Source organism: Pseudomonas syringae CC1557, from assembly GCF_000452705.1.
GTDB classification, from domain to species: domain Bacteria; phylum Pseudomonadota; class Gammaproteobacteria; order Pseudomonadales; family Pseudomonadaceae; genus Aquipseudomonas; species Aquipseudomonas syringae_F.
The window spans coordinates 2,059,368-2,080,468 of record NZ_CP007014.1 but is presented as its reverse complement, the minus strand read 5'-3'; the positions used below and the strand labels follow the sequence as shown (position 1 = coordinate 2,080,468).

9 protein-coding genes are annotated in these 21,101 nt (G+C 56.0%); 5 read left to right on the top strand and 4 right to left on the bottom strand.

The features are described from left to right. Window positions 1-57: 57 nt before the first annotated feature. From N018_RS09590 to N018_RS09580, 3 genes are read left to right on the top strand one after another with little or no spacing between them, the layout of a single operon-like run. Window positions 58-594, top strand: a complete 537-nt coding sequence (locus tag N018_RS09590; protein ID WP_024644926.1) for an ATP-dependent zinc protease family protein — start codon at window positions 58-60, stop codon at window positions 592-594. 4 nt (window positions 595-598) lie between these two features. After that, a complete protein-coding gene (locus N018_RS09585) occupies window positions 599-2,134 on the top strand; it encodes an inactive transglutaminase family protein (RefSeq protein WP_024644927.1) in 1,536 nt (511 codons plus the stop codon). Next, entirely contained in the window at window positions 2,131-3,117 is a 987-nt protein-coding gene (locus tag N018_RS09580) for an alpha-L-glutamate ligase-like protein (protein ID WP_024644928.1), read from the top strand. The genes N018_RS09585 and N018_RS09580 overlap by 4 nt, the downstream gene beginning before the upstream one ends. 18 nt (window positions 3,118-3,135) lie before the next feature. Here the strand turns inward: N018_RS09580 and N018_RS09575 are convergent, their stop codons facing one another. From N018_RS09575 to N018_RS09565, 3 genes are all read right to left on the bottom strand, one after another. Then, window positions 3,136-7,881 carry an RHS repeat domain-containing protein gene (locus N018_RS09575; protein WP_025389422.1) on the bottom strand — a complete coding sequence of 1,582 codons (4,746 nt, stop codon included), beginning with the start codon at window positions 7,879-7,881 and terminating at the stop codon, window positions 3,136-3,138. A 69-nt stretch (window positions 7,882-7,950) separates the two neighbouring features. Further along, window positions 7,951-11,271, bottom strand: a complete 3,321-nt coding sequence (locus N018_RS09570; protein WP_024643626.1) for a hypothetical protein — start codon at window positions 11,269-11,271, stop codon at window positions 7,951-7,953. A gap of 100 nt (window positions 11,272-11,371) precedes the next feature. Continuing rightward, window positions 11,372-13,783 (bottom strand): hypothetical protein, encoded by a 2,412-nt coding sequence (locus N018_RS09565; protein ID WP_025389421.1) that lies wholly within the window; start codon window positions 13,781-13,783, stop codon window positions 11,372-11,374. A gap of 261 nt (window positions 13,784-14,044) precedes the next feature. Between N018_RS09565 and N018_RS09560 the strand changes: the two genes are divergently transcribed. Both N018_RS09560 and N018_RS09555 read left to right on the top strand, forming a co-directional pair. Next, window positions 14,045-14,551 carry a hypothetical protein gene (locus N018_RS09560; protein WP_025389420.1) on the top strand — a complete coding sequence of 169 codons (507 nt, stop codon included), beginning with the start codon at window positions 14,045-14,047 and terminating at the stop codon, window positions 14,549-14,551. 27 nt (window positions 14,552-14,578) lie between these two features. Continuing rightward, on the top strand, window positions 14,579-19,492 hold the full coding sequence (locus N018_RS09555; protein ID WP_025389419.1) for an RHS repeat domain-containing protein: 4,914 nt from the start codon (window positions 14,579-14,581) through the stop codon (window positions 19,490-19,492). Between the two features lie 67 nt (window positions 19,493-19,559). Here the strand turns inward: N018_RS09555 and N018_RS09550 are convergent, their stop codons facing one another. Beyond that, a complete protein-coding gene (locus tag N018_RS09550; protein ID WP_025389418.1) occupies window positions 19,560-21,011 on the bottom strand; it encodes a hypothetical protein in 1,452 nt (483 codons plus the stop codon). Window positions 21,012-21,101 lie beyond the last annotated feature (90 nt).

The window sequence follows — 21,101 nt, the reverse complement described above, 5'->3', positions numbered from 1 at the left end:
AGGCTCATCCCGCTTGCGCCCTGACCCTTAAGTTTTCTGCTCATCGCGCCAGGATTTATGAGACTGACTACCCTCCCTACCCTTTTCTGCTTCCTGTTTCTGCCTGCCGTGACACTGGCCGCCAGCAAGACGGTATATGGCCTGAATGAATACGCCAGGCTCACCGACATCGACGTTGAAGTGCCCGCCAAGCTCGACACCGGTGCCAAGACTGCATCGCTGAGCGCCCGCGATATCAAGCATTTCAAACGCAACGGCGAGAGCTGGGTGCGCTTTTATCTGGCCATCGACAGCAAGCATGTTCACCCTATCGAACGACCGCTAGCCAGAGTCAGCAAAATCAAACGGCGCGCCGACGATCTCGATCCGGACGAGGAAAACAAATTCTCGTCACGCCCGGTGATAAGTCTGGATATCTGCATGGGTGAAGTTTTACGCACCATAGAAGTGAACTTGACCGACCGAAGTGCATTCCAATACCCGCTTTTGATCGGCTCCGAAGCGTTGAAACGCTTTGATGCGCTGGTCGATCCAAGTCTTAAATACGCGGCAGGGAAGCCCGGCTGCGCTTCCGTCGCTCTAAACGCAGAGTAAATTCATGCGCGCTCTTACACTCCATCTGAAAATTCTGATCACGGTCCTGGTGACGCTGGGCATCGCGATCACGGCCTATCAGATACTGGCGCTCGGCATTCCGGTGACCGAAGACGAAACCGACGACCTGTGGAATATCGACGCCAAGGTCGAATTCGTCGCCAGCCCCAAGGATACGGTGAAGATCCAGATGTTCGTGCCACCGCTGGCCCACGACTACATCAGCCTGAACGAAAGCTTCATCTCGAACAATTACGGGGTCAGCGTCAACCGTGCTGACGGCAACCGTCGCGTCACCTGGTCGACCCGCCGCGCCACCGGTAACCAGACACTGTATTACCGTCTGGTACTGACCAAACGCTACAGCGGTGAAAAACCCAAGGTCAAAGGCCCGATCTTCCGCGACAGCCTTCCCGTTGGCGGGCCTGAAAAAATTGCCGCCGAAGCGCTGCTCGCGCCGATCCGTCAGCATTCAGCCGATGTCGAGACCTTCATCACCGAAGCGATCAAACGCGTCAACAACCTGAACGATGACAACGTCAAGCTGCTGATGGCGGGCGATACCTCGGCAGCTAAGAAAGCCCAGATCACCGAACTGCTGTTGTCTATCGCTCATGTGCCTATGGAAAAAGCCCACACCATTCGCTTGCAGGCCGAACAGCCGCAAACCCCGGAACTCTGGCTGCGCAGTTTCAATGGCAAGGAATGGCTGTATTTCAACCCCGACACAGGTGAAGCAGGTCTGCCCGAAGATCGCCTGCTGTGGTGGACCGGTGACGAGAATCTGGTGACGGCCGAGGGCGGCAAGAAAGTGCAGGTCACCTTCAGCCTGAACAACAGTGAAATGAATGCCATGCGCCTGGCCAAGCTTACGGATGCCAGCACCGACTCGGACTTCCTGGCCTACTCGCTGTACGGCTTGCCGCTGCAAACTCAACAGACCTTCATGATCATGGTCATGATCCCGATCGGGGTGCTGGTCATTCTGATCCTGCGCAACCTGATTGGCCTGCAGACTCTGGGCACCTTCACCCCGGTGCTGATCGCTCTGGCGTTCCGCGAGACGCAACTGGGTTTCGGTATCGTGCTGTTCACGGTGATCACTGCGCTGGGGCTATCGCTGAGGTCTTATCTGGAGCATCTGAAATTGCAGATGCTGCCTCGCTTGTCAGTCGTACTGACCTTCGTCGTGGTACTGATTGCCGCCATCAGCCTGTTCAGCCATAAACTCGGGCTGGAGCGAGGCCTTTCGGTGGCGCTGTTCCCGATGGTGATTCTGACCATGACCATCGAACGCCTGTCGATCACCTGGGAGGAGCGCGGCGGCAGCCATGCCATGAAAGTCGCCATCGGCACGCTGTTCGCAGCGTCCCTGGCGCACTTGATCATGACCGTGCCAGAGCTGACCTACTTTGTCTTCACCTTCCCGGCGGTGCTGCTGGTGCTGGTCGGCTTCATGCTGGCAATGGGCAGATACCGTGGTTATCGCCTGACCGAACTGATGCGCTTCAAGGCCTTCCTCAAGGATGAACCGAAGTGATCGGCTGGTGGAAAACCTGGAAGGCACTTGAAGCCAGGGGAATCATGGGCATCAATCGGCGCAACGCCGACTACGTGCTCAAGTACAACAAGCGCAGCCTGTATCCGATTGTCGATGACAAGATCATCACAAAGGAACGGGCCATAGCGGCAGGCATTCATGTGCCGGAGATGTACGGCGTGATTTCCACGGAAAAGGAAATCGATGGTCTCGACGAGATCATCGCTGGCCGTAGCGATTTCGTGATCAAGCCTGCTCAGGGCGCTGGCGGCGATGGCATTCTGGTCATTGCCGACCGTTTTGAAGAGCGCTTTCGCACAGTCTCGGGGCGCATTATCAGCCACTCGGAAATCGAGCATCAGGTGTCCAGTATCCTGACCGGCCTGTATTCGCTGGGCGGCCATCGTGATCGCGCGCTGATCGAATACAGGGTCGTGCCAGACTCGATCTTCAAAAGCATCAGCTACGAAGGTGTGCCGGACATTCGCATCATCGTGCTGATGGGCTATCCGGTGATGGCCATGCTGCGCCTGCCAACCCGCCAGTCAGGCGGCAAAGCCAACCTGCACCAGGGCGCCATCGGCGTTGGCGTCGACCTGGCCACCGGGATCACCTTGCAAGGCACCTGGCTGAACAACATCATCAGCAAGCATCCGGACACCACCCAGCCTGTGAACGGCGTGCAGTTGCCGAACTGGGACGGCTTCATGAAGCTCGCGGCCGAGTGCTACGAGCTGTGTGGCCTGGGCTACATAGGCGTGGACATGGTCCTGGACCAGGAAAAAGGTCCGCTGATCCTCGAACTCAACGCCCGCCCCGGCCTGAACATCCAGATCGCCAACGACTGCGGGTTGACGCATAGGACACAGGCGGTGGAAGCGCGGCTCGAGCAGTTGGCGCTGGAAGGCACCATGGAAACGCCCGAGCGGCGGGTCCGGTTTGTGCAAGAGATATTTGGGCATGTGGTTACTGAGCAGGTATAGCAAGCTTCATCGGCCTTTCTACGCGGTGCTGGTATCGCTGCGGATTTCCAGCATCTGGATTTCCTCAATTTTTGTAACTTGGTGAGTTCTCCTTCCCATATCGTGAATCTGTTTGCGTACTGGAGTTCGATAACCTAATCCGCGCGCGTGATTCTCCTCCAGTTCGAGTTTTATACTTCTAGTAAGCTTGTTTTCACCCGCTCCCGCTCCCTGTTCCGAAATGGCAAAGCGTCCGCCCGTAGGGGTTCGCTGCGCAAGTCGCCCATTAAAATAACCGTGAACGGCCCGAAATTGATCTGTATCAAGATCTTCTCCAACCCTTAAATTACCTGGCCTGCTACTGCCTTGAGTCGGTGTTGATCTGCTGCTTACTCCAGAAGTTCGAGCACTGGAAGTTGCAAGTCCTGCTCCCGCCTTCACCCCAAACGCAACCCCACCAGCCACCCCTGCCGCGATCCCCGTCACTAGACTCGCCCAGCCCAACCCTTCGCTCAGTCCACCTTTTGTCAATGCACTGCCCACAGCACTCCCCACCGAGATCACTGTTGCGACGCTCGACATAACAGACGCAGTAGACGCTACCGCACTGGCAGTAGCCACGCTGATGCCCAACACTGCGGTCAAAGGCGCTGCGATTCCCGCCGTCACCACCGTAGCGGCAACGCCAGCAACCAGGCCAACCCACCAGGGGATATGCCCATCCGGGTCCAGATAATTCACCGGATCCCCCACGCAATAGGCATAAGCATTCAGCCCGCCGTTGCCAAACGGACTCAAACTGTCCGGGCTATGAAAGCGCATCAGCACCGGGTTATAGGCGCGATAGCCCTGCCCCAGCAGATACCAGCCAGTTGCCAATTCACGCAGTTCGCCATTGAAACCCGAGCGGCTGGCGGCAGCCACAACCGAGCTCCGGTGGCCATAGGCGCTATAACTCAGGTCGTTGATGCTCTGCGGGCTAACTTCAGCGAGAACGGTTCTCCGGGCATCAGTCGACAAGAGCTGCGTTCCGGCACTATTGCCACCCCGCTGCTCAGCCAAGAGCTGGTCACCGGCCCTGATAAAGCTTCGTTGTTCTTCGCCGCGCAACTGATTGGCGAGTTGTCCATCCCGGTAAAAACGCTGTTCACTGCCATCGGTGCTCCGGCTGTTGGTCAGGCTGTCCAGAGCGTCATAGCCGTAATCAACAGCCGGGGTTTCATCGGTTGCGCTGACGCTGAGCAAACGCCCCAGCGCGTCATATTCAATCGCCCGCCCTGCTTCGTCCATCGTCAAGTTACCGTTCGCGTCGTAAGCGAGTTCGAGGCGCTGAGGATAATCCGCGTGGCTATTGGTGATGGCACTGAGCTGCGCAGGATCGTTACCGGAGTATTCGTATTGAGCAGTATTACTGCCCTCGGCGAAAAACGTCTTCACCTCGGTGAGATTGTCCAGTGCATCAAACTTGAATGTCTGGCTCTGAATCTTCTTGCCCAGCGGGTCTTTCGGTGCAAGCGCACCGGTTGCGGTGTACCTCTCAAGCCTGCCGCGCGGGTCATATTCAAATGTTTCATCGCGCAGCAGCGTATTGCCTTCGCGCAATGTGCGCTGCTGTAAATGATCGGCAGCATCATAGGCTTGAGCCAACTTTTGCTCGGTGCCATCCGGCATAGCGAAGCTGCGCAGCACTTCGCGGCCGGCAGTATCGTATTCCAGGGTGATGTGCAGGTTTTGGTCCTGGGCACTGTCAACCGACCCGATACTTTCGACTCGTCCCTGAGCGTTATAGGTGAACGTTGAAGTCAGTGTACCGACGCGGGTGCTCTCAAGGCGACCGCTGCTGTCGTAGCGCCAGGTCTGAGTCGCACCCACGACATCGGTATAACTGAGCAACCGGCCATCGAGGCTGTATTGATAGACTACGGTGTAGGTCTTGCCGCCCTGCAACCGGCGTTCCTGCTTGAGCTGGCCATTGGCAAAATAGTCCCGCTCCAGCTTCTGATCCTGCTCCTTGCTGCTCATCAGGCGTGCGTTCAGCGGGTCATAGGTGTAATCGGCAGTGCTGTTGAGCAGCTTGCGCTGAATGGGTTTTTCGACCAGTTGCGGTTGATACAGGTAATCGATGACTTCTTCACTCGGCGTATGCACCTTGTGGGGTTGCAGGCGCCCGTCGATAAACTCAAAGCGTGTCAACCGACCACCAACGGTTGAGGCGGTCATGCGTCCCAGCCCATCGAAACGTTGCTCGCCCAGCAGCAAACGATCGACGCTGATGGACACCGGTAGATCGTCCCGGCTGTGGCTGGCGTAAGCGCGTTCGATCTGCGCGCCGTCAGGCAGACGATTACCTGTGAGACGGCCAAACGCGTCGTAGCTGAATTCGCGCAAATTGCCCAGTGCATCGACCTGGCTGAAGGTACGACCGAGACCATCATAATTAATGGACTCCAGGCTGATGCGCTCGTCACTCGGATCGAGTCGCTCGATGGAATCCGGTTTGCGGAAAAGATTAGTGAGGGTAACGGTTTTACCCATCTCGGCCTGCCACTCCGTTGTGGTGCGCTTGACCGGATCCTCAACCTTGTGGCGCTCGATGCCATCCGGCCCGGTCACGCTGCACTGCTCGCCCCAGTCGTCGTATTGATAGGTGCTGGTCAGCGGCAGTTCACGCAAGACTGCGTCCCTCAGCAGCCAGTCTGAAACCGTGTCCGAGACCAGCAAGCCGCGCGCGTCGTAGCTCGCGCTGTAGGTTTTCCTGTAGACCTCAGGCTGGCTTTCGTCGGCGCCCTGGCGGAACTCTTCGATCACCCGATTGTTGCCATCCATCAGCGTGCGGGTCTTGATGCTCTTGACGTTGGTGACCGTCTGCTCGGCCTGCTGGCCGTCGCGTGCACAGAGGAGATAGTCATATTGGCGCGCGGCTTCGAACTCGGTGCCCGGTGACACGGTTTCTTCGGTGACCCGACCCAGCACGTCGTAGCGGTAGGCGATTTCCACGTCGTTGTCGTCGCGGTTGAGCAGCGGCTGGCCGTTGAGCAGCGAGTGTTCCAGGGTGTAGGACTTGCGCACTTTATCGAAATCGGTGCTCAGGCTGATCATCGTGTGCTGCACGCTTTCCCCGGCGCGGGTGCCTTTTGTGCGCTGATAGGCGTAATCGGTGATGCTCGACTGACCGTTCAGGGTCTGGGTTTCCTGCAGTTTGCGCCCGTGCAGGTAACGGTCGGCGGGCTCATCGATATAGGTAAAGGCCGTGCGTTGCAGCTCGGTTTCACTGCCAGCCAGCACGTGCAACAAGGTTTCGTCGTCAATAGCCAGCCAGTCGGGCGTGCTGCCCGCGCCGACGCCGGTTTGCAGAGCGTAGCGATAGGCGCTGCGCAACACCGGGGCCTCGCCGAGGGCATTGGCCGCCGGGGTGATGGTTTTGTCCTGCAGGTTGCGCACAAACCCGTGCGGGTCCGGTGGGCAGCCATCGCCTCCGGCGGCCGGGTAATAGCGGCTGGTTTCGACCGTGCCGTCGGGGTTTTCCTGGGTCAGCAGGTTGCCGAACGTGTCGAAGGTGGTGCGGGTGGTTTCCTCGTGGGTCTGGCTGGAGGCGCTGGGGTGATACCAGATCTTGAGCACGGAATCGGGCAACTGGCACTGGGCAGGTTGATCGATAAACGACTGGCCCGGCGTGGAGTGATAGGTGGTTTGGGTCGTCAGCACGTTGTCGTTCTGGGTCACGGTCTCTGCAGTCAACAGGTGAAAGTTGTTGAAGGTGCGCGTGGTGCTGCGCAGCGCCTGGCCCTGAACCCAGAGCGTTTCCGTGCTGCTGTAGGTGTAGGCCGGGTCGGCCCGGTACAGGTTGTCCAGGCCTTTGTCGTCCCAGATCAGACCGCTGGCGGCGAACCCGAGGAAGTTTTCGTTGGAGTAACTGAAACGTCGCTCGACAGCGGGCTGGCTGAAGCCCGGACGCTGTTCATGGCGTTCCACCCGGGGCAGCGACGGGTGGAGGTTTTCCGGGAACTGGTGACCCTGGGGGTCATAACTGATCAGTTCGTGCCCGCCCAGCGGGGTGCGCAGTTCCGTGATGTACAGGTATTCGAGGGGCTGGTCATAGACAAAACGCCAGGACGCCTTATTGGCAGTGGGCAAGGCGATGCTGACCAGTTTGCCGCCGTCCAGGATCAAATTGAAACTGGCCAGCGGCGTGCCGTCCGGGCCTTTGTCGGGGTGCAGGTGGATATCAGTGCTTAGGGGGCCGTTGCGCTTAACGCTGAGCAAGGTGCCATAGTCATCGCTGATCTGTTGCAGCAGGGCTTCACCGCCGTACAGTGTGTAAGACAAATCGACCCGATGGCCTTCGGCCGAGTACATCTGGGTCACCCAGGCTGCATCGCTGCCGAGGATTTTGCCGAGGATTTCCACCAGGCCGGATTTATGCACCACGCGGTACTGATCATCGGCTTCGAAGGAGAAGTGGAAACTGTCGATCTTGCGTTCCGGCACCGTGGGCGCGCCTTTCGTCCCGTCGATGCGAAAGGTCTCGCCGGTGGACAGCGAGAGGATCGAAGTCGCGGGGTCGAAGTGCGACAGTTGCAGGCCCCAGCCCTTGCCGAAGCCGGTGTCGCGGCTGTTCATGGGGCTGAAGCCCAGGCTGAGTGGCACGATCGGGCCGCACAGGTGATTGGCCTTGAGTTCAGGCAGGGAAATGGAGCAGGTGTACTGCCCGGTGCGCGGATCAACCCCGGCCTGTACGAAGCTGAGGAAATTGAATGCGTTGGAGTGGACGGTCGGGGTGAGCATCAGATAGTTCCTCAAAAACGGGGTCGACAACAGTTATGCACGGGCTCTTGCTGTACGGTCGCAGTTGCTTCAGTCAGGCACGATGATCACTTTATTGCGTTTCGTCGGCGATTCGAATTGAACCGTGATGCGGTGCAAATTCCCGAACTCATCGATCAGTTTCAAGCGCACGGGCGTGGTGAAATCTCCAACGAGCATTTTGTTGTAAGGAAAGTCCTTGCGGCGGTGCAGGCTGATCAATACAGAGCCCTGTGGCGTCGTTATATTATCTGCTAACGTGCTGGCTGGTCTTAGGTCCGGTGGAATGGTCTGCATGAACACGGGGTCAAATTGAAGTGTGCGGCTGCCTGACAGGGAATACCCTGTATAGCTGCCCATCTCCTCGGCATAAAGGTGGCTTTCCCATTGCACCATACTGGGATGACCCTCGAACTCCAGGGACAGAAAATTAATATATTGATTGCCGTCTTTAAGTCGCAAGGTGTAATAGTCTACAGTATTAAGCGCGAAATTATTATCAGCTGCGCCTTCCACTCTGACAGGTTCCGGAAACTCATAGTTTTCCGCTGCGTAAGCAGGCGGCGCAACAGGCTTTATTTCGATAAAATTATGGCTCTCTTCGCTTCCGTTATTTTCCGTGGAATTGAATTCCACGTTGTCGGCCCGCGTCAGGGCAGCGGCAATTTTTCGCGGTATTACACCACGAGTCTGGACATACAGGAATACTGAATTATCGTTGCCCGCCAAGGGAGATCGTGCAGTAGCAGGGTAATAAAGATAGCCACTTTCTGATTTGTTCGCCGCCCACTGTTTGTCCGCTGGGGCCTTTTCGGGTATTCCGTTTTCACCCACATAAGGTAACGTATTCAGGCTATCTTCAAAGATCAACCGCACACTCGCTTTTTCAGAGGCGGTGAGGTCCACTTTATTGTTGTTCTCGTCTTTGGGTTGCACGGAAACCTTGAGCATGACCTGGGCCAGACCATTAGCAAACACGGTCGCCGAGCCGGACTGTTCTTCAACCTTGAAGTCGATAACGGTGGACCATTGTGCACGCGGGGCGACCTCGGACAGATGAATGACGCTATACCCTGATTGCGTGCTGATTCCGTCGAAAGAACTACATTTGACGACGCTGTACGGGAAGGTTATCTGTGCGGGCGCAGTAAAAGTGCCCGAGGCATCGTCGACATGGCCCGTACCGACTTCCACGCTCCAAGTCAGACTTTTCGGTGCATCGCGCATGCTTTTTTTAGACAGGGTCACTGAAGCCGATGGGGCAAGTCCAGGATGAAACGCTGGCTCGATATCAACGGGCATGACACCGTTGACCAACAACACGATCCCCGTGCATTTTTCCTGGGTTACGGTGTCTGTTGCCTCGACAGCGACGTGGTTGAATATCCCTGCTGGCGCCGTGGCGGGCGGGGTATAGGTGGCCTGTCTGCCGTTTCCGGCGAGGGTGCCCATATCGGCAGGCAACAGCGTCCATGCAAGCGGGTTCTCGGTCAACGATGCGGCTTTGAAAACGAATGGCTGTGGCGAGAAGCGCAGGTCTATGGCATGCATGGCGGGAGCCATTGCCATCGAACTGGACACGACGACTACCATTGCCGACGCGGTAACTTCTTTTTGGGTTTGCGGGTCAGTGTACGTGGCGGTTATCACATTGCGGGTGGTCTTGTCCTCCAGTAGCCCCAGCGATGGTGCGGTGTACCTGCCACTCTGGGTGATATCCCCTTGCGCGCGAGAACCATCGATGTCGCGCACACCCCAGGTGATAAGCGCCGCTCTGGCTTGGTAGCGCAGTTCGACAATTTCAAACTGCAGTTCCTCACCGGCTTTTAGCGTTGTGTACAGCGGGCTCAGGCTGAATGAGCTCTGACGTGGGTCTATTTCACCGAACAGGGCGAGATCGCCGGGCAGATACGCTTCTTTTAGAATCAGCGCATTGGATTCCGGGAACAGCAAGTGGTTGATGGCGAAGAAGTTGATTTCAGGAATATCGAGGGAAGTGAATAGTGCTTCAATCGTTTCCAAAATCTTTTTTAATTCCTGACGAGCTCGAATCCTGAGTTCTTCGGGCGCGCCGACAGCAGGGGCGAAGTTTATCAGCGCCTCGGTATTGATATGGGAGTCAGTTGACTTAACGAAGTGGACGCTATTATGAACGGAATCAAGTGTGCTATCAAAAATCAATTCCATATCGAAGTTAAAATTAATGCCTATGTCTTGATGAGTGTCAAACCAGCCTGAGACGTCGTTCTTGTAATGAAATACTTCATCTTGAGTTCCTGCCCAGCGAAGCGCCAACCTATAATCCTCTTTAATTAAAATGGATAGATTTTGCGCAAATTTTATAGAAAAATCCTCTTTTTTGAAGTGGTAAGTCTCTGAGCCTGCGTCATAAATTATGTCTATTGGGGGAACTTCATAGCGACCGGATACCGCCTCCAGCTTATAGTTTCCCGTTTCTTCCGAATCATCCTTGACCTCAAAGCTCAATCCGCGACCCACATGCGTGCTTATATAAGGTGCAATGTACCAATGAAACATGGCCTGGCGCGAAATCAAGAGAGAGCCTGAGTACAGCGAACGATCTTCTCCGGAAGCTTTGTCGTCCGGAATGAAGTAAGGCATGCCGGTGTCGTTTTCAGGCAGCACTCCGTTATGTAAACTATTCTTGGTCCTGACAAACATAACGACGGCACCATCGCCATACGTGTCAGCCTTTAAATTTTTTGCCCCTGGAGCAGCTTGAGTGAGGAGATAGAAATCCTTGGGCGCCAAGAGATCTTCCTCTCCCAGTTCCAGAATGCCCAGGCTATAAACTTGCAGTTCCATCGGTAACGCGTCGAACTGCGTCTTGAAGAAATTGCCTATCAGGGTATCGCTAATGCCTGTCTCAATCAGGTTACTGGTGAACCCCGTTGCCATGGAGAGATCCAGTACCACTTCCGATTTCTTGTTGATGGTACCGACCACCTTCCTGAGTTCGATGTTGGCATCCAGCGAGTAACCATGCTGTTCAGCAATATTGAAGCTGGAAATCGCTCGCGAGGCAGAACCTGGGGCATTTTCGATAAGTGTAAGGGTGCCGCCGACAATGTCCATGTGCAAGCGGGCCATGGCGTCTGACAGCGAGGCGTTTTCGAAGGAGAGTCGTGGTTCACTCAGGATTATTCCGCTGAGTTCGACTGTTTGCGTGCCCTCCAGGGATATTTCTCCCCTGATGGCAGGCAAGAAACTTTCGGTGGTAAAGCGAGCAATATGCTGCTGCGCAAGAAGGTGGTTGACCTTGGTGCGGTTGAACGAAACAATTGCGCCCCAACCCAGCGTGTTGGCGCGGCCTTTCATGGTCTGTAAAAGAAACTCTTTTGAATTTGCCATTTCACACCTCTCAAACTTGATGTTGGCGCACTCGATACTCCGAGACGGCAAGCGTGCAGATCGGGTTCTAGCGTGCAGATCGGTTTTTGATCAGAAACTCTCAGCTATAAGCTCTACCCAGATCGGGGTACGCCCCCAAAGGCAGGGGCAGAACTGTGTAGCCGTAATCGACGGGTATGGGCGCGCCTGGGAAATCAGGTTCCCTTTCGAATGCACAGGTCACTATCGCAAACCCCGGCAGCTGTTGTTCTGGTTCGAGGTACAGCCCAACAGCGTCCACCGAGCCGCCACCCGCAAGCAGGGTCCACTTCAGACGTTGGTGAGGAACAGCGATGGGGCCTGAGTCATACTGCTTCATGAACTGAAGTTGTGCGGTACCCGACGTCGCGTTCGTCAGGTCGACCTCGACCTGTCCGCCCAGTGTTTTGTTGATGACCAGAACATGCGCCTGGCCCATATTGTTTTCGTCGTCGGTAACTTGTATGACATCAAGAACGAACATCGTAACCGGTGCGGGTGGTTCTGGATGGAGTGGGGCGGTGTAGCTGGCCCCTCGTCCTTCCTGATCAGGTATCACCTGGCCGTTTTGGCCAGGGTCTTTCATTGCCCAGATCAGCTTGCGGTCATCCAGCGTACCTGCGGTGAAGGGGAGGCTGAGCCCAGCGCTGGCAACCTGGAAAAGCGGATTGACAGAAATCGTATTGTTGACAATCGACACCAGCGCTGCAGACGAAACCTCCAGGCCATTCACAGTGCCTTTGGCAGTCACGATCACCTGTTGCGCTTCCCTGCCTGCCATGACATCAGCCGATGGCGCGGTGTAAGTACCATCACCATTTGCACTGAAGGAGCCAATAGGGCCTGTGGTGTCCCCTGGGAGGGCGCGACACGACCATTCAACCCCGCCAATGACCGGGTCTGTGACAAATTTCCGTATTCCGCCAGTGTTCAGCACAGGGGATTCCGGGGAAATGACAAAGCTTGTCATTGAGGGGTTGACGTTACCAAACACCGCGAGGTCGCCGGGGACGGCGACGTCAGTGAGGACCATTGAATTGAGGTCGGGGAAAAGCAGGTTTCGCAGGAGGAAAGTGTCGATGTCGGGAAGAGTTATTTTTTTGGTGAATGCGAAAAGATGGTCGTAAATAACTTGCCGGAGGTGGTTATGGAATTTTTCTGTGTTCTGGGCATATTCATTTAGTTTTGTAGTAACCCCAATCTGGATGTCGGTGATTTCTGCCTGTTCAAAACTGATGATCCCGTCCTGAGGATTAACACTGGGTACGGAGGTTAGATTAATTGCCATGCTAAAGTAGACCGACGCGTCATATTCGCTGTCGTTATCCGCGCCTCTTGTATTCCAGAAATGCATCGGTTTTTCAAGATCATTATGCCATGTGAACGTACAGGTGTTATTTTCTGCTCGAAACGCTGCACCCGTTAAATTCAAGGTGAGCATAGGGTTGGTCGCAGTAATTATGTGGTCACTAAAATAGCCTTGATTGACGTATTTATAATCAGCTTTGCTGATCTCTCCGCCCGTAATCTCCAGAAAAGAATGAAGAGGATTTCCGTCTGCGTCTGTGGGGTTTTTTACAGTGAAAATCATTCCCGGAAGGACGCTTTCAAGTTGAGTGCGAAGAAGCGTGGTGAGAAAAACCCTATTTGAAACCAATACAGCGCTCGAAAATCGACGCCCCTCTTCATCGTCAGGGATCATGTACTCAAAATCGCTATTCGACGCCGGAATGCCTCCGTTGACGCCCCCTTCGAGAGTGACGAATAACACCACCGCCCCGTCACCGTAGTTGGGGGCACTGCGGAGTTTAGCGCCAGGTGCTGCCTGCGTATGTACGCTGAAGGATTTCGGTTTAAGTGTGGAGTCTGCTTGCTGGCTCAAGGTGCCCAGTGTGTAAACCTGCAGCTCTGGATGTTTCTTGAATTCCGTCTCGAAAAACTCCCGAGCATTGATGATACTGACAGGGTCAGAAAACAGATCCGTATCGAAATCGTTCATGTCTGACAAGTCTATTTTTACGCTGCCTACTTCATCAACTCCACCGGGTGCGTCCTTGAGCGTAACGTCCAGCCATAACCTGGGGCCTGCGGCACCATTGGGGCGCATGATTGAATGAATACCCTTGTAACCGCCCACAGGCTCACTTTTCAATATCGCCAGGCCACCGATTATGGGGAGCGTCACTCTGGCGCGGGAGTCGGTGAGGCTGGCGTTTTCGAAAGACAGCCTGGGTATGCCCAGTTGAATGCCGAAGAATTTCAGGTTCGAACCGGATTCGGAGTTTATTTCCCCGTCGATAGGCTGCAGATAGTTTTCTGCTGTGAGCTTCTGGATGTATTGCTGCATCATCAAGGCGTTGGCGCGACCGCGGTTGTAGACGACAACGGCGTCCCAGCCGAGGGTGCTTGGCCTGACATTGAGTAACTCCAGTAATGCTTCCTTCGAATGACCGCTCGAAACAGCTTGGCTGCCAGTTTTTATTTTGCTGACCATGATGGTTGCCTCGTTAAGGTGAAAGCTATAGCGCTCGGCTATAACCAGCGTTCTATAAGGGTGGTCAAGGGTAGGTACATAATCACGACCACGGCGATTGCATGGCACCATTGTTACTTCACGCGAGGGAACGCCGATACTGGTAGAACTACTAGGTTGTGGGTCGAGGAATCACTGCTAGCGTTGACATGACCTTAAAAGAAATCACTGCCTGGTAAACAGACGCCTGGTTTCACTCACCCCGCTGAAGGGAGTAATAACATGATGTCTGTTCATTCTAAAAAGAAACTAAAAATTGCCGGGGGGCTGTTACTTGCTGCCTTCGCCGGCTACTTATCCTTTTTTCTGAGTCAGGAGTATGAGGGGCAAATCGTTATATATAACAAGAAAGACGCTAACAATACGTATCCGAGCATCAACTGCACCCTGCCGTTTATCACGTCGGAAGTCAATTTCCAGAATAATTCAGAAGGGTGCGTGAATGATGACGCCTATGCTTTCAAACTGGAGGAAGTGCCGTCCGCCACATTCTTTACCTTTACGGATGCCCCCGACTGTTCTGACTCGGGTGGATTTTATTATCGCTTCAAGACGATACAACATCCGACGACCATGACGGAGCCAATGGACATTGGAACCGCCGGACAAAAAGCCGTGGATTCGGTGGTCACGCCGGGTGTCCTGTTAGTTGCCAGTAAAACCACCGGGCAAGTGGGTGGCAAACTTTCCTGCGTCAAGATCGAGCGCTCGGCTGTTCCAAAGCCCTGATCTTTTTATCCCAAGGAGATTTTCTTCATGCTCACCCCGACCGTCCACTCCAACGCATTCAATTTCCTCAGCTTCGTACAGGCCGGGGTTGATCCGCGCACCGGGCAGTACACCTGCTCCATTTCCCTGCCTGAACTCAAGGCCAATCACCTGTGCGGCCCGATCGTGCCACTCAGCCTGGGCTTCAGCCCCATGAACAGCCGCGACACCGGCTTCGGCAAGGGCTGGGGCCTGCAACTGTCGCACTTCGACCCCGCGACTTCGATCCTCTCGCTGTCCACCGGCGAGACCTTTCGCATCGACGGGACGAAAGGCGCGCCCACGGTGCCGGAACGCAAGATCGACAGTTTCCACTTCTCCTTCGAAGCCGATGATCAGTACCGCGTGGTGCATAAATCCGGCCTGGTGGAAATCCTCGGCAAAATCCTCGGCAGCGATGCAGCCTGGGTGACCCAGATGTACTCGGCCGAAGGCCATCGGGTCGATTTGTCTTACACACTGTACGGCGGTGAAGCCCTGCTGCAACAGATCAGCGATGACTATGGCACCTTGCTCAGCGTTAAGCGCAACGGCCCCCTAAGCACTGATATCCACCTGCACCCCGACAAAGGCCCGGACGGCACGCCGCTGGCCAGTTTCAATTTGATCCTGGACGGCGGCAAACTGGTCAGCATCGCCTTGCCCACTGCCAATAAGGCGTCCTGGCGTTTTGTCTATGACCAGCCCCTCGAATACCTGTACATCACGGAACTGCGCACCCCGCTGGGCGGGCACGAACTGATCAGTTATGACCCCCAGGGTCACCAGTTCCCGGAAAACCTCCACCCGTCGCTGCCCCGGGTGGAACGCCATGAACAGCGTCCGGGCTTCAGCCAGCCCGCTGTCGAGCGACGTTTCAGTTACTCCAACGAAAACTTCCTCGGGTTCGCCGCCAGCGGTCTGATCTGGGACGACAAAGGCCTGGACAACCTGTACCGGGCCGACCCGGCCTACACCTACAGCAGCACGGAAACGCTCTGGGTTCAGGGCCAGGCGCTGCGCAGCACCACGCGCACCTTCAACAACTTTCACCTGTTGACTGCAGAGACCGTGACCCAGAACGACAACGTGCTGACGACCCAAACCACCTATCACTCCACGCCGGGCCAGTCGTTTATCGATCAACCTGCCCAGTGCCAGTTGCCCGATTCCGTGCTCAAGATCTGGTATCACCCCAGCGCCTCCAGCCAGACCCACGAGGAAACCACCCGCACCACCTTCGACACGTTCGGCAACCTGCTGACCCAGGAAAACCCCGACGGCACGGTCGAAACCAGCCGCTATTACCCGGCCGCCGGAGGCGATGGCTGCCCACCGGACCCGCACGGGTTTGTGCGCAACCTGCAGGACAAAACCATCACCCCGGCGGCCAATGCCCTCGGCGAGGCCCCGGTGTTGCGCAGCGCCTATCGCTACGCTCTGCAAACCGGCGTCGGCGCGGGCAGCACGCCCGACTGGCTGGCTATTGACGACGAAACCTTGTTGCACGTGCTGGCTGGCAGTGAAACCGAGCTGCAACGCACGGCCTTTACCTATATCGATGAGCCCGCCGACCGTTACCTGCACGGGCGCAAACTGCAGGAAACCCAGACCCTGAACGGTCAGTCGAGCATCACCGATTACGCCTATCAGCGCACAAAAGGCACCCGCGCCGGGGAAAGCGTGCAGCACACGATGATCAGCCTGAGCACCGATTTCGATAAAGTGCGCAAGTCCTACACCCTGGAACACTCGCTGCTCAACGGCCAGCCGCTGCTCAACCGCGACGACAACGACGTGGAAATCGCCTACCGCTACGACGTGCTGGGTCGGGTCACCGAAGAAACCGTGTCACCGGGCACCGAGTTCGAAGCCGCGCGCCAATATGACTATCTCCTCTGTGCACGCGACGGCCAGCAGGCCGAGCAGACGGTCACCAACGTCAAGAGCATCAAGACCCGCACGCTGATGGATGGCAACAATCGGGTGATCGAGGAGTTCCGCCAGGGCGCCGACGAAAGCCAGCCTGAGGTCTACAGGAAAACCTACAGCGCGAGCTACGACGCGCGCGGCTTGCTGGTCTCGGACACGGTTTCAGACTGGCTGCTGAGGGACGCAGTCTTGCGTGAACTGCCTCTGAACAGCACCTATCAATACGACGACTGGGGCGAGCAGTGCAGCGTGACCGGGACGGATAAGGTAACGCAAATCACTGAAAGCAATCCCATCCTTAAAACCGTGCGCAGCTGGGTGCAGAGCAGCGATGCAACGCCGCTCATCACCGGCATGAGCGAGGTCAAGACCAACACCTTTGGCAAGCCCGAGTGGAGCAAGGCACTGGACGCGTCAGGGAGCATGGTCAGTCAGATTGACTACTTGTACGACGGGCTGGGACGCTGCATTGAGGAAATCGACCCCATGCAGCAAAGCACACTGTTCAGCTATGACGCTCGGTCCAGGCTCGCGAAAACCACCTTGCCCGACCGTACCGTGCTCGAGAAGGATTACGCTGGACACAGCACCCAAGCCTTACCCATCAGCATTCGGGTCACGGCCGCCGATGCCTCCGTTACGACCCTGCTCGGGGAACAAAGCTATGACGGCCTGGATCGTCAGACCCATATCAAGGTTGGTCCGCGGACCACGCGCTATCTGTATGACGGTGGCCAGATGCAGGTTGATCGACTGATCACCCCCGGTGACCGCACCATCCATTATAAATACCGACTGGGCCTCACCGATCAACCCGTGCAAACCATTGCAGATGATGAGCAGGCAGATTTCACTTACGACTCCGCCACAGCGTCAATAAGCAGCTCGCAAAACAGCAGCAGCCGCAGCGAGTTTGATTACGACCTGTTCGGCCAGCTCAAACGCGAACGGCGGATTGAAAGCGGTCAGACCTGGGAGACTGTGTTCAGTACCTCACTGGGCGGGCGTCAGCTCGGTCGTCTGGATGCCAGCGGGTTGCACACTGCCTATGAATATGACCCCCAAGGTCGGATCAAGTCAGCGAAACAAGGTCAATTACAGGCCGCCTTCGAGTACTCCAGCCTTGGCCAGGCGCACCGGACTATCACCACAGACTTAAGCAGCGGCCACACACTGCAAACCACAGTGGGCTACGACGATCAAGGTCGGGAAGTCGAACGAACCGTTGAGCTTCAGGGTCAAGAGACTCATCGCATCAGCCAGACCTGGCGCCCGGACGGCAAGCTGCTCACCCGGCACCTGCAAGCCGAAAAACGCTCTCTGCTTGATGAACGCTTTGAATACGACATTCGTGGCCGTTTGCATGTACATACCTGCGGCGGAGAGCGTCCGCCGCAGGATCGCTACCGCAACCCGATCCAGCAACAACGCTTTTACTTTGATGCGCTTGACAACATTACGAAGGTTAGCAGCAGCTTTGTAGACGGCAGTTCCGATGAGGCCACGTTTTATTTTGCGTCAAATGATCCAACGCAGCTGGAGCGCATCGTTCACACTCACGCTGCTTACCCTGGCAGCGTGAGCCTGATATACGACGTCGAGGGGAACCTCGTCCGCGACGAAAATGCCCAGCATCTGGCTTACGATAGCCAGAGTCGTCTGCTGCACGTCACCACTGTCGAGAAAGCTCTTGCCGGTCAATACCGTTACGACGCTCACAACCACCTGGTTGCCGTGCAACAGGCAAAACAGGACGAAACCCTGAGGTTTTACCAGGGCGAGCGCCTGGCCGCGCTGGTGCAGGGCAGCGAAACCACCAGTTTCCTGTATGACGGTGCCAATCCGCTGGGCCAGCAGGTTTTCGGCAACGATCATCAAACCGTACTGTTCATGAGCGATGCGAAACAAACCATCCTCGCGGAAAGCCAGGCCGAGCAATTGCGCACGGCGGTCTACAGCGCGTATGGCGAGCGCAATCCGGACAGCGATCTGAACAGCCTGCTGGGCTTCAACGGCGAAGTACGCGATGAAATCAGCGGCTGGTATTTGCTCGGGCGTGGCTATCGCGCTTACAACCCGACCCTGATGCGCTTCCATAGCCCGGACAGCCTCAGCCCCTTCGGGGCGGGTGGGCTCAATCCGTATGTGTATTGCCTGGGCGATCCCATCGGACTGGTTGACCCGACGGGGCATATGTCGCGCGGGCTTTTACTGGGCTTGAACATTGCTGGGCTGTTATTGGGCATCATCGGCACAGTCGCCACCGGCGGCGTGACGGCCCCTGCGTTAAGCGTTCAGTTTGTGCTGTTTGCGGGAGCCCAGACAGCAGGCGTTGCAGCAGTAGTAACGGGATCGGTTGGCCTCTACACGCCGGACCTTCAGGCCAAGAAGGTACTGGGGGGAATTAGTACGGCGCTGGGGATCGCGTCGTTGCTGACCGGGGCGGCGGCGATCGCGACGGGGGTTTCGAAGTGGTCTGGTAAGGGTGCAAACATGGCAGGAGCGGTGGAGGCGTCTGGGCCTCCTTTCAAAAACCCTCTCGCCAACCCCTCCAGGGGCAAAGTCGGCTCCTCGAGCTCAGACTGGGGATTTGGGTCAACCGGTACGATTGAACGCGAGAGTGAAAGTATAAATATGAACCTGTTCGACTATCCGAAGACTGTAAAAAATGTAGCGACCCAAACTCCGCACACTCCGCCACGTAGCACCGTTTCTGCCGCGAATACGGTGACTCCGCCATCTTCACAATTACCTTCACCTCCACCTCCACCTCCACCTCCACCATCCCATTCAAGCTCATTAACTGCTGGCGGCAGGCCACCGGCATCTAGTTCATCCGTCCCGAAACAGCTGACGCAAACAGCGAGTGCTGACAATGAACTTCTCCGTTTGATTAATGCATCAGGAGGTAAGGCACTACCGACCGGGAAAGTTTTGATCGCCGGAGAGCATATTGTACGACGCCTTAAAATCATTCGGACTACCAGTTGACTGTGATCCATATCAGGCACACGAAAATACAAAGCCCGCCTCCTTAAGTTATGGCGGGCTTGAGTTTTCATACCAACAACAGAACATTCTCCCGTCGAAAATCCAGGTAACTCTTTCCTTCATCAAAACTCACTTCAATATCCACCCAGAACTGTTCATTCACTTTCAGCTGTTCCAGAAATGATCGGGCCAGTACTGCACTGACCCCGCTACCCTCCTCGCCCGGCGTCAATGGCCGCTTTGCAAATACATCGAAATACAGGTCGCCCCCGTTCTTGTCGACGCCTTCGGCCCACATTTTCATTAACTGACCAGCCTTGATGTAGACCCAAGGCGTGATACTGAAGTCAGCGCCGCTGGGCACCGATGACAACTTCAGCCTCACCGGGTTGATGCCCGTGGTTTGTTTGCACACCAGTTTTGGAAATCGGGTATCGGCAATGGGCTGGATTGTCAGCAGGTAGATGGCAGAAGTTTCGACCTTGCCTTGCGCACGGGTGACGGTGTAGTACACCTGCACCGGCCTGTCGGTGCCGATATTGCCAGGTATCGCACTTGCCGGTATTGCGTACCTGTACTCGCCCTTAATGACCGGTGTGCTGGTCTCATGGCTGGCGCTCAGAACAAAACCAGTCCAGTACACCGTCAGCACTTCGGTGGGCTGCAGATCGATTTCCTTGGGTACCACCACAAACGCACCACTCGTGACGGATAATGGATCAAGCGTGCCGGTACCGCCACCGGCGGGTACGGATCTTTCAACCGAAGGCGAAACTAGCGGCACCGGCTGCGCATCTACCGTTAACGACACCGTCCGGGACAACACGCTGATATTTTCAGCCCGATCCTGCACCTCATAACTTGCATAGCGCACTCCATCGCCACTGTCGACGATCATATCGCCATCAAACTCGACGTCCAGGCTCATATCAGCCTCGGTCAGCGTTTTCTCGCCTGCCAATGAGGAGCCCGTCGGCGACGTTTCCCAGTACAAAAAAAGCGTGTCACCGGGCTTGGGCTGGTCGTAAGTGGGGACTGTGGCAGGCACCTTATTACCATGTGCTTCGAGGTAACGAGCCGTGACCCTGTTACCGATCAGATCTGATGGAAACGCCAACGGGTCTTTGCTGCCGGCCAGCATGGGGGGGCTTTTATCAATGGTGACGGTAAACGACGGGGTCGACGTATTCTCATTGCCGTTGGGAAAAATGACCTTATAAAGCAACTTGTGCGAACCCTCTGTCAGTTTCGACACAGGCACATGAGCAAACAACTCCTTTACATCAATCGGTGTGGAGAGCACCCTTTGGTCAACCTCGCTGTCGTCCCACATCAACACCACGGTTTCAGTAGAGCCGGGCACAGGATTACTCCCCCCCCAAAGAGGAAAAGTCACTTCCAGGTCAAACTGCAGCGCCGACTTCGGCAGCAGATTAATTTCGCCGCCGGGGATATCGTCCAGGGCATAAGACACTTTGGGATCCAGTAACAGTGCACCCTGATTGATTTCGCTATCCATATCAGAATCCTTTCTTATCATTGAGTAGCAAGCCCAGGCTGCTTCTCAGGAACAGAGACAGCAGCCCGGATATCTGGAATGCACCCTGTC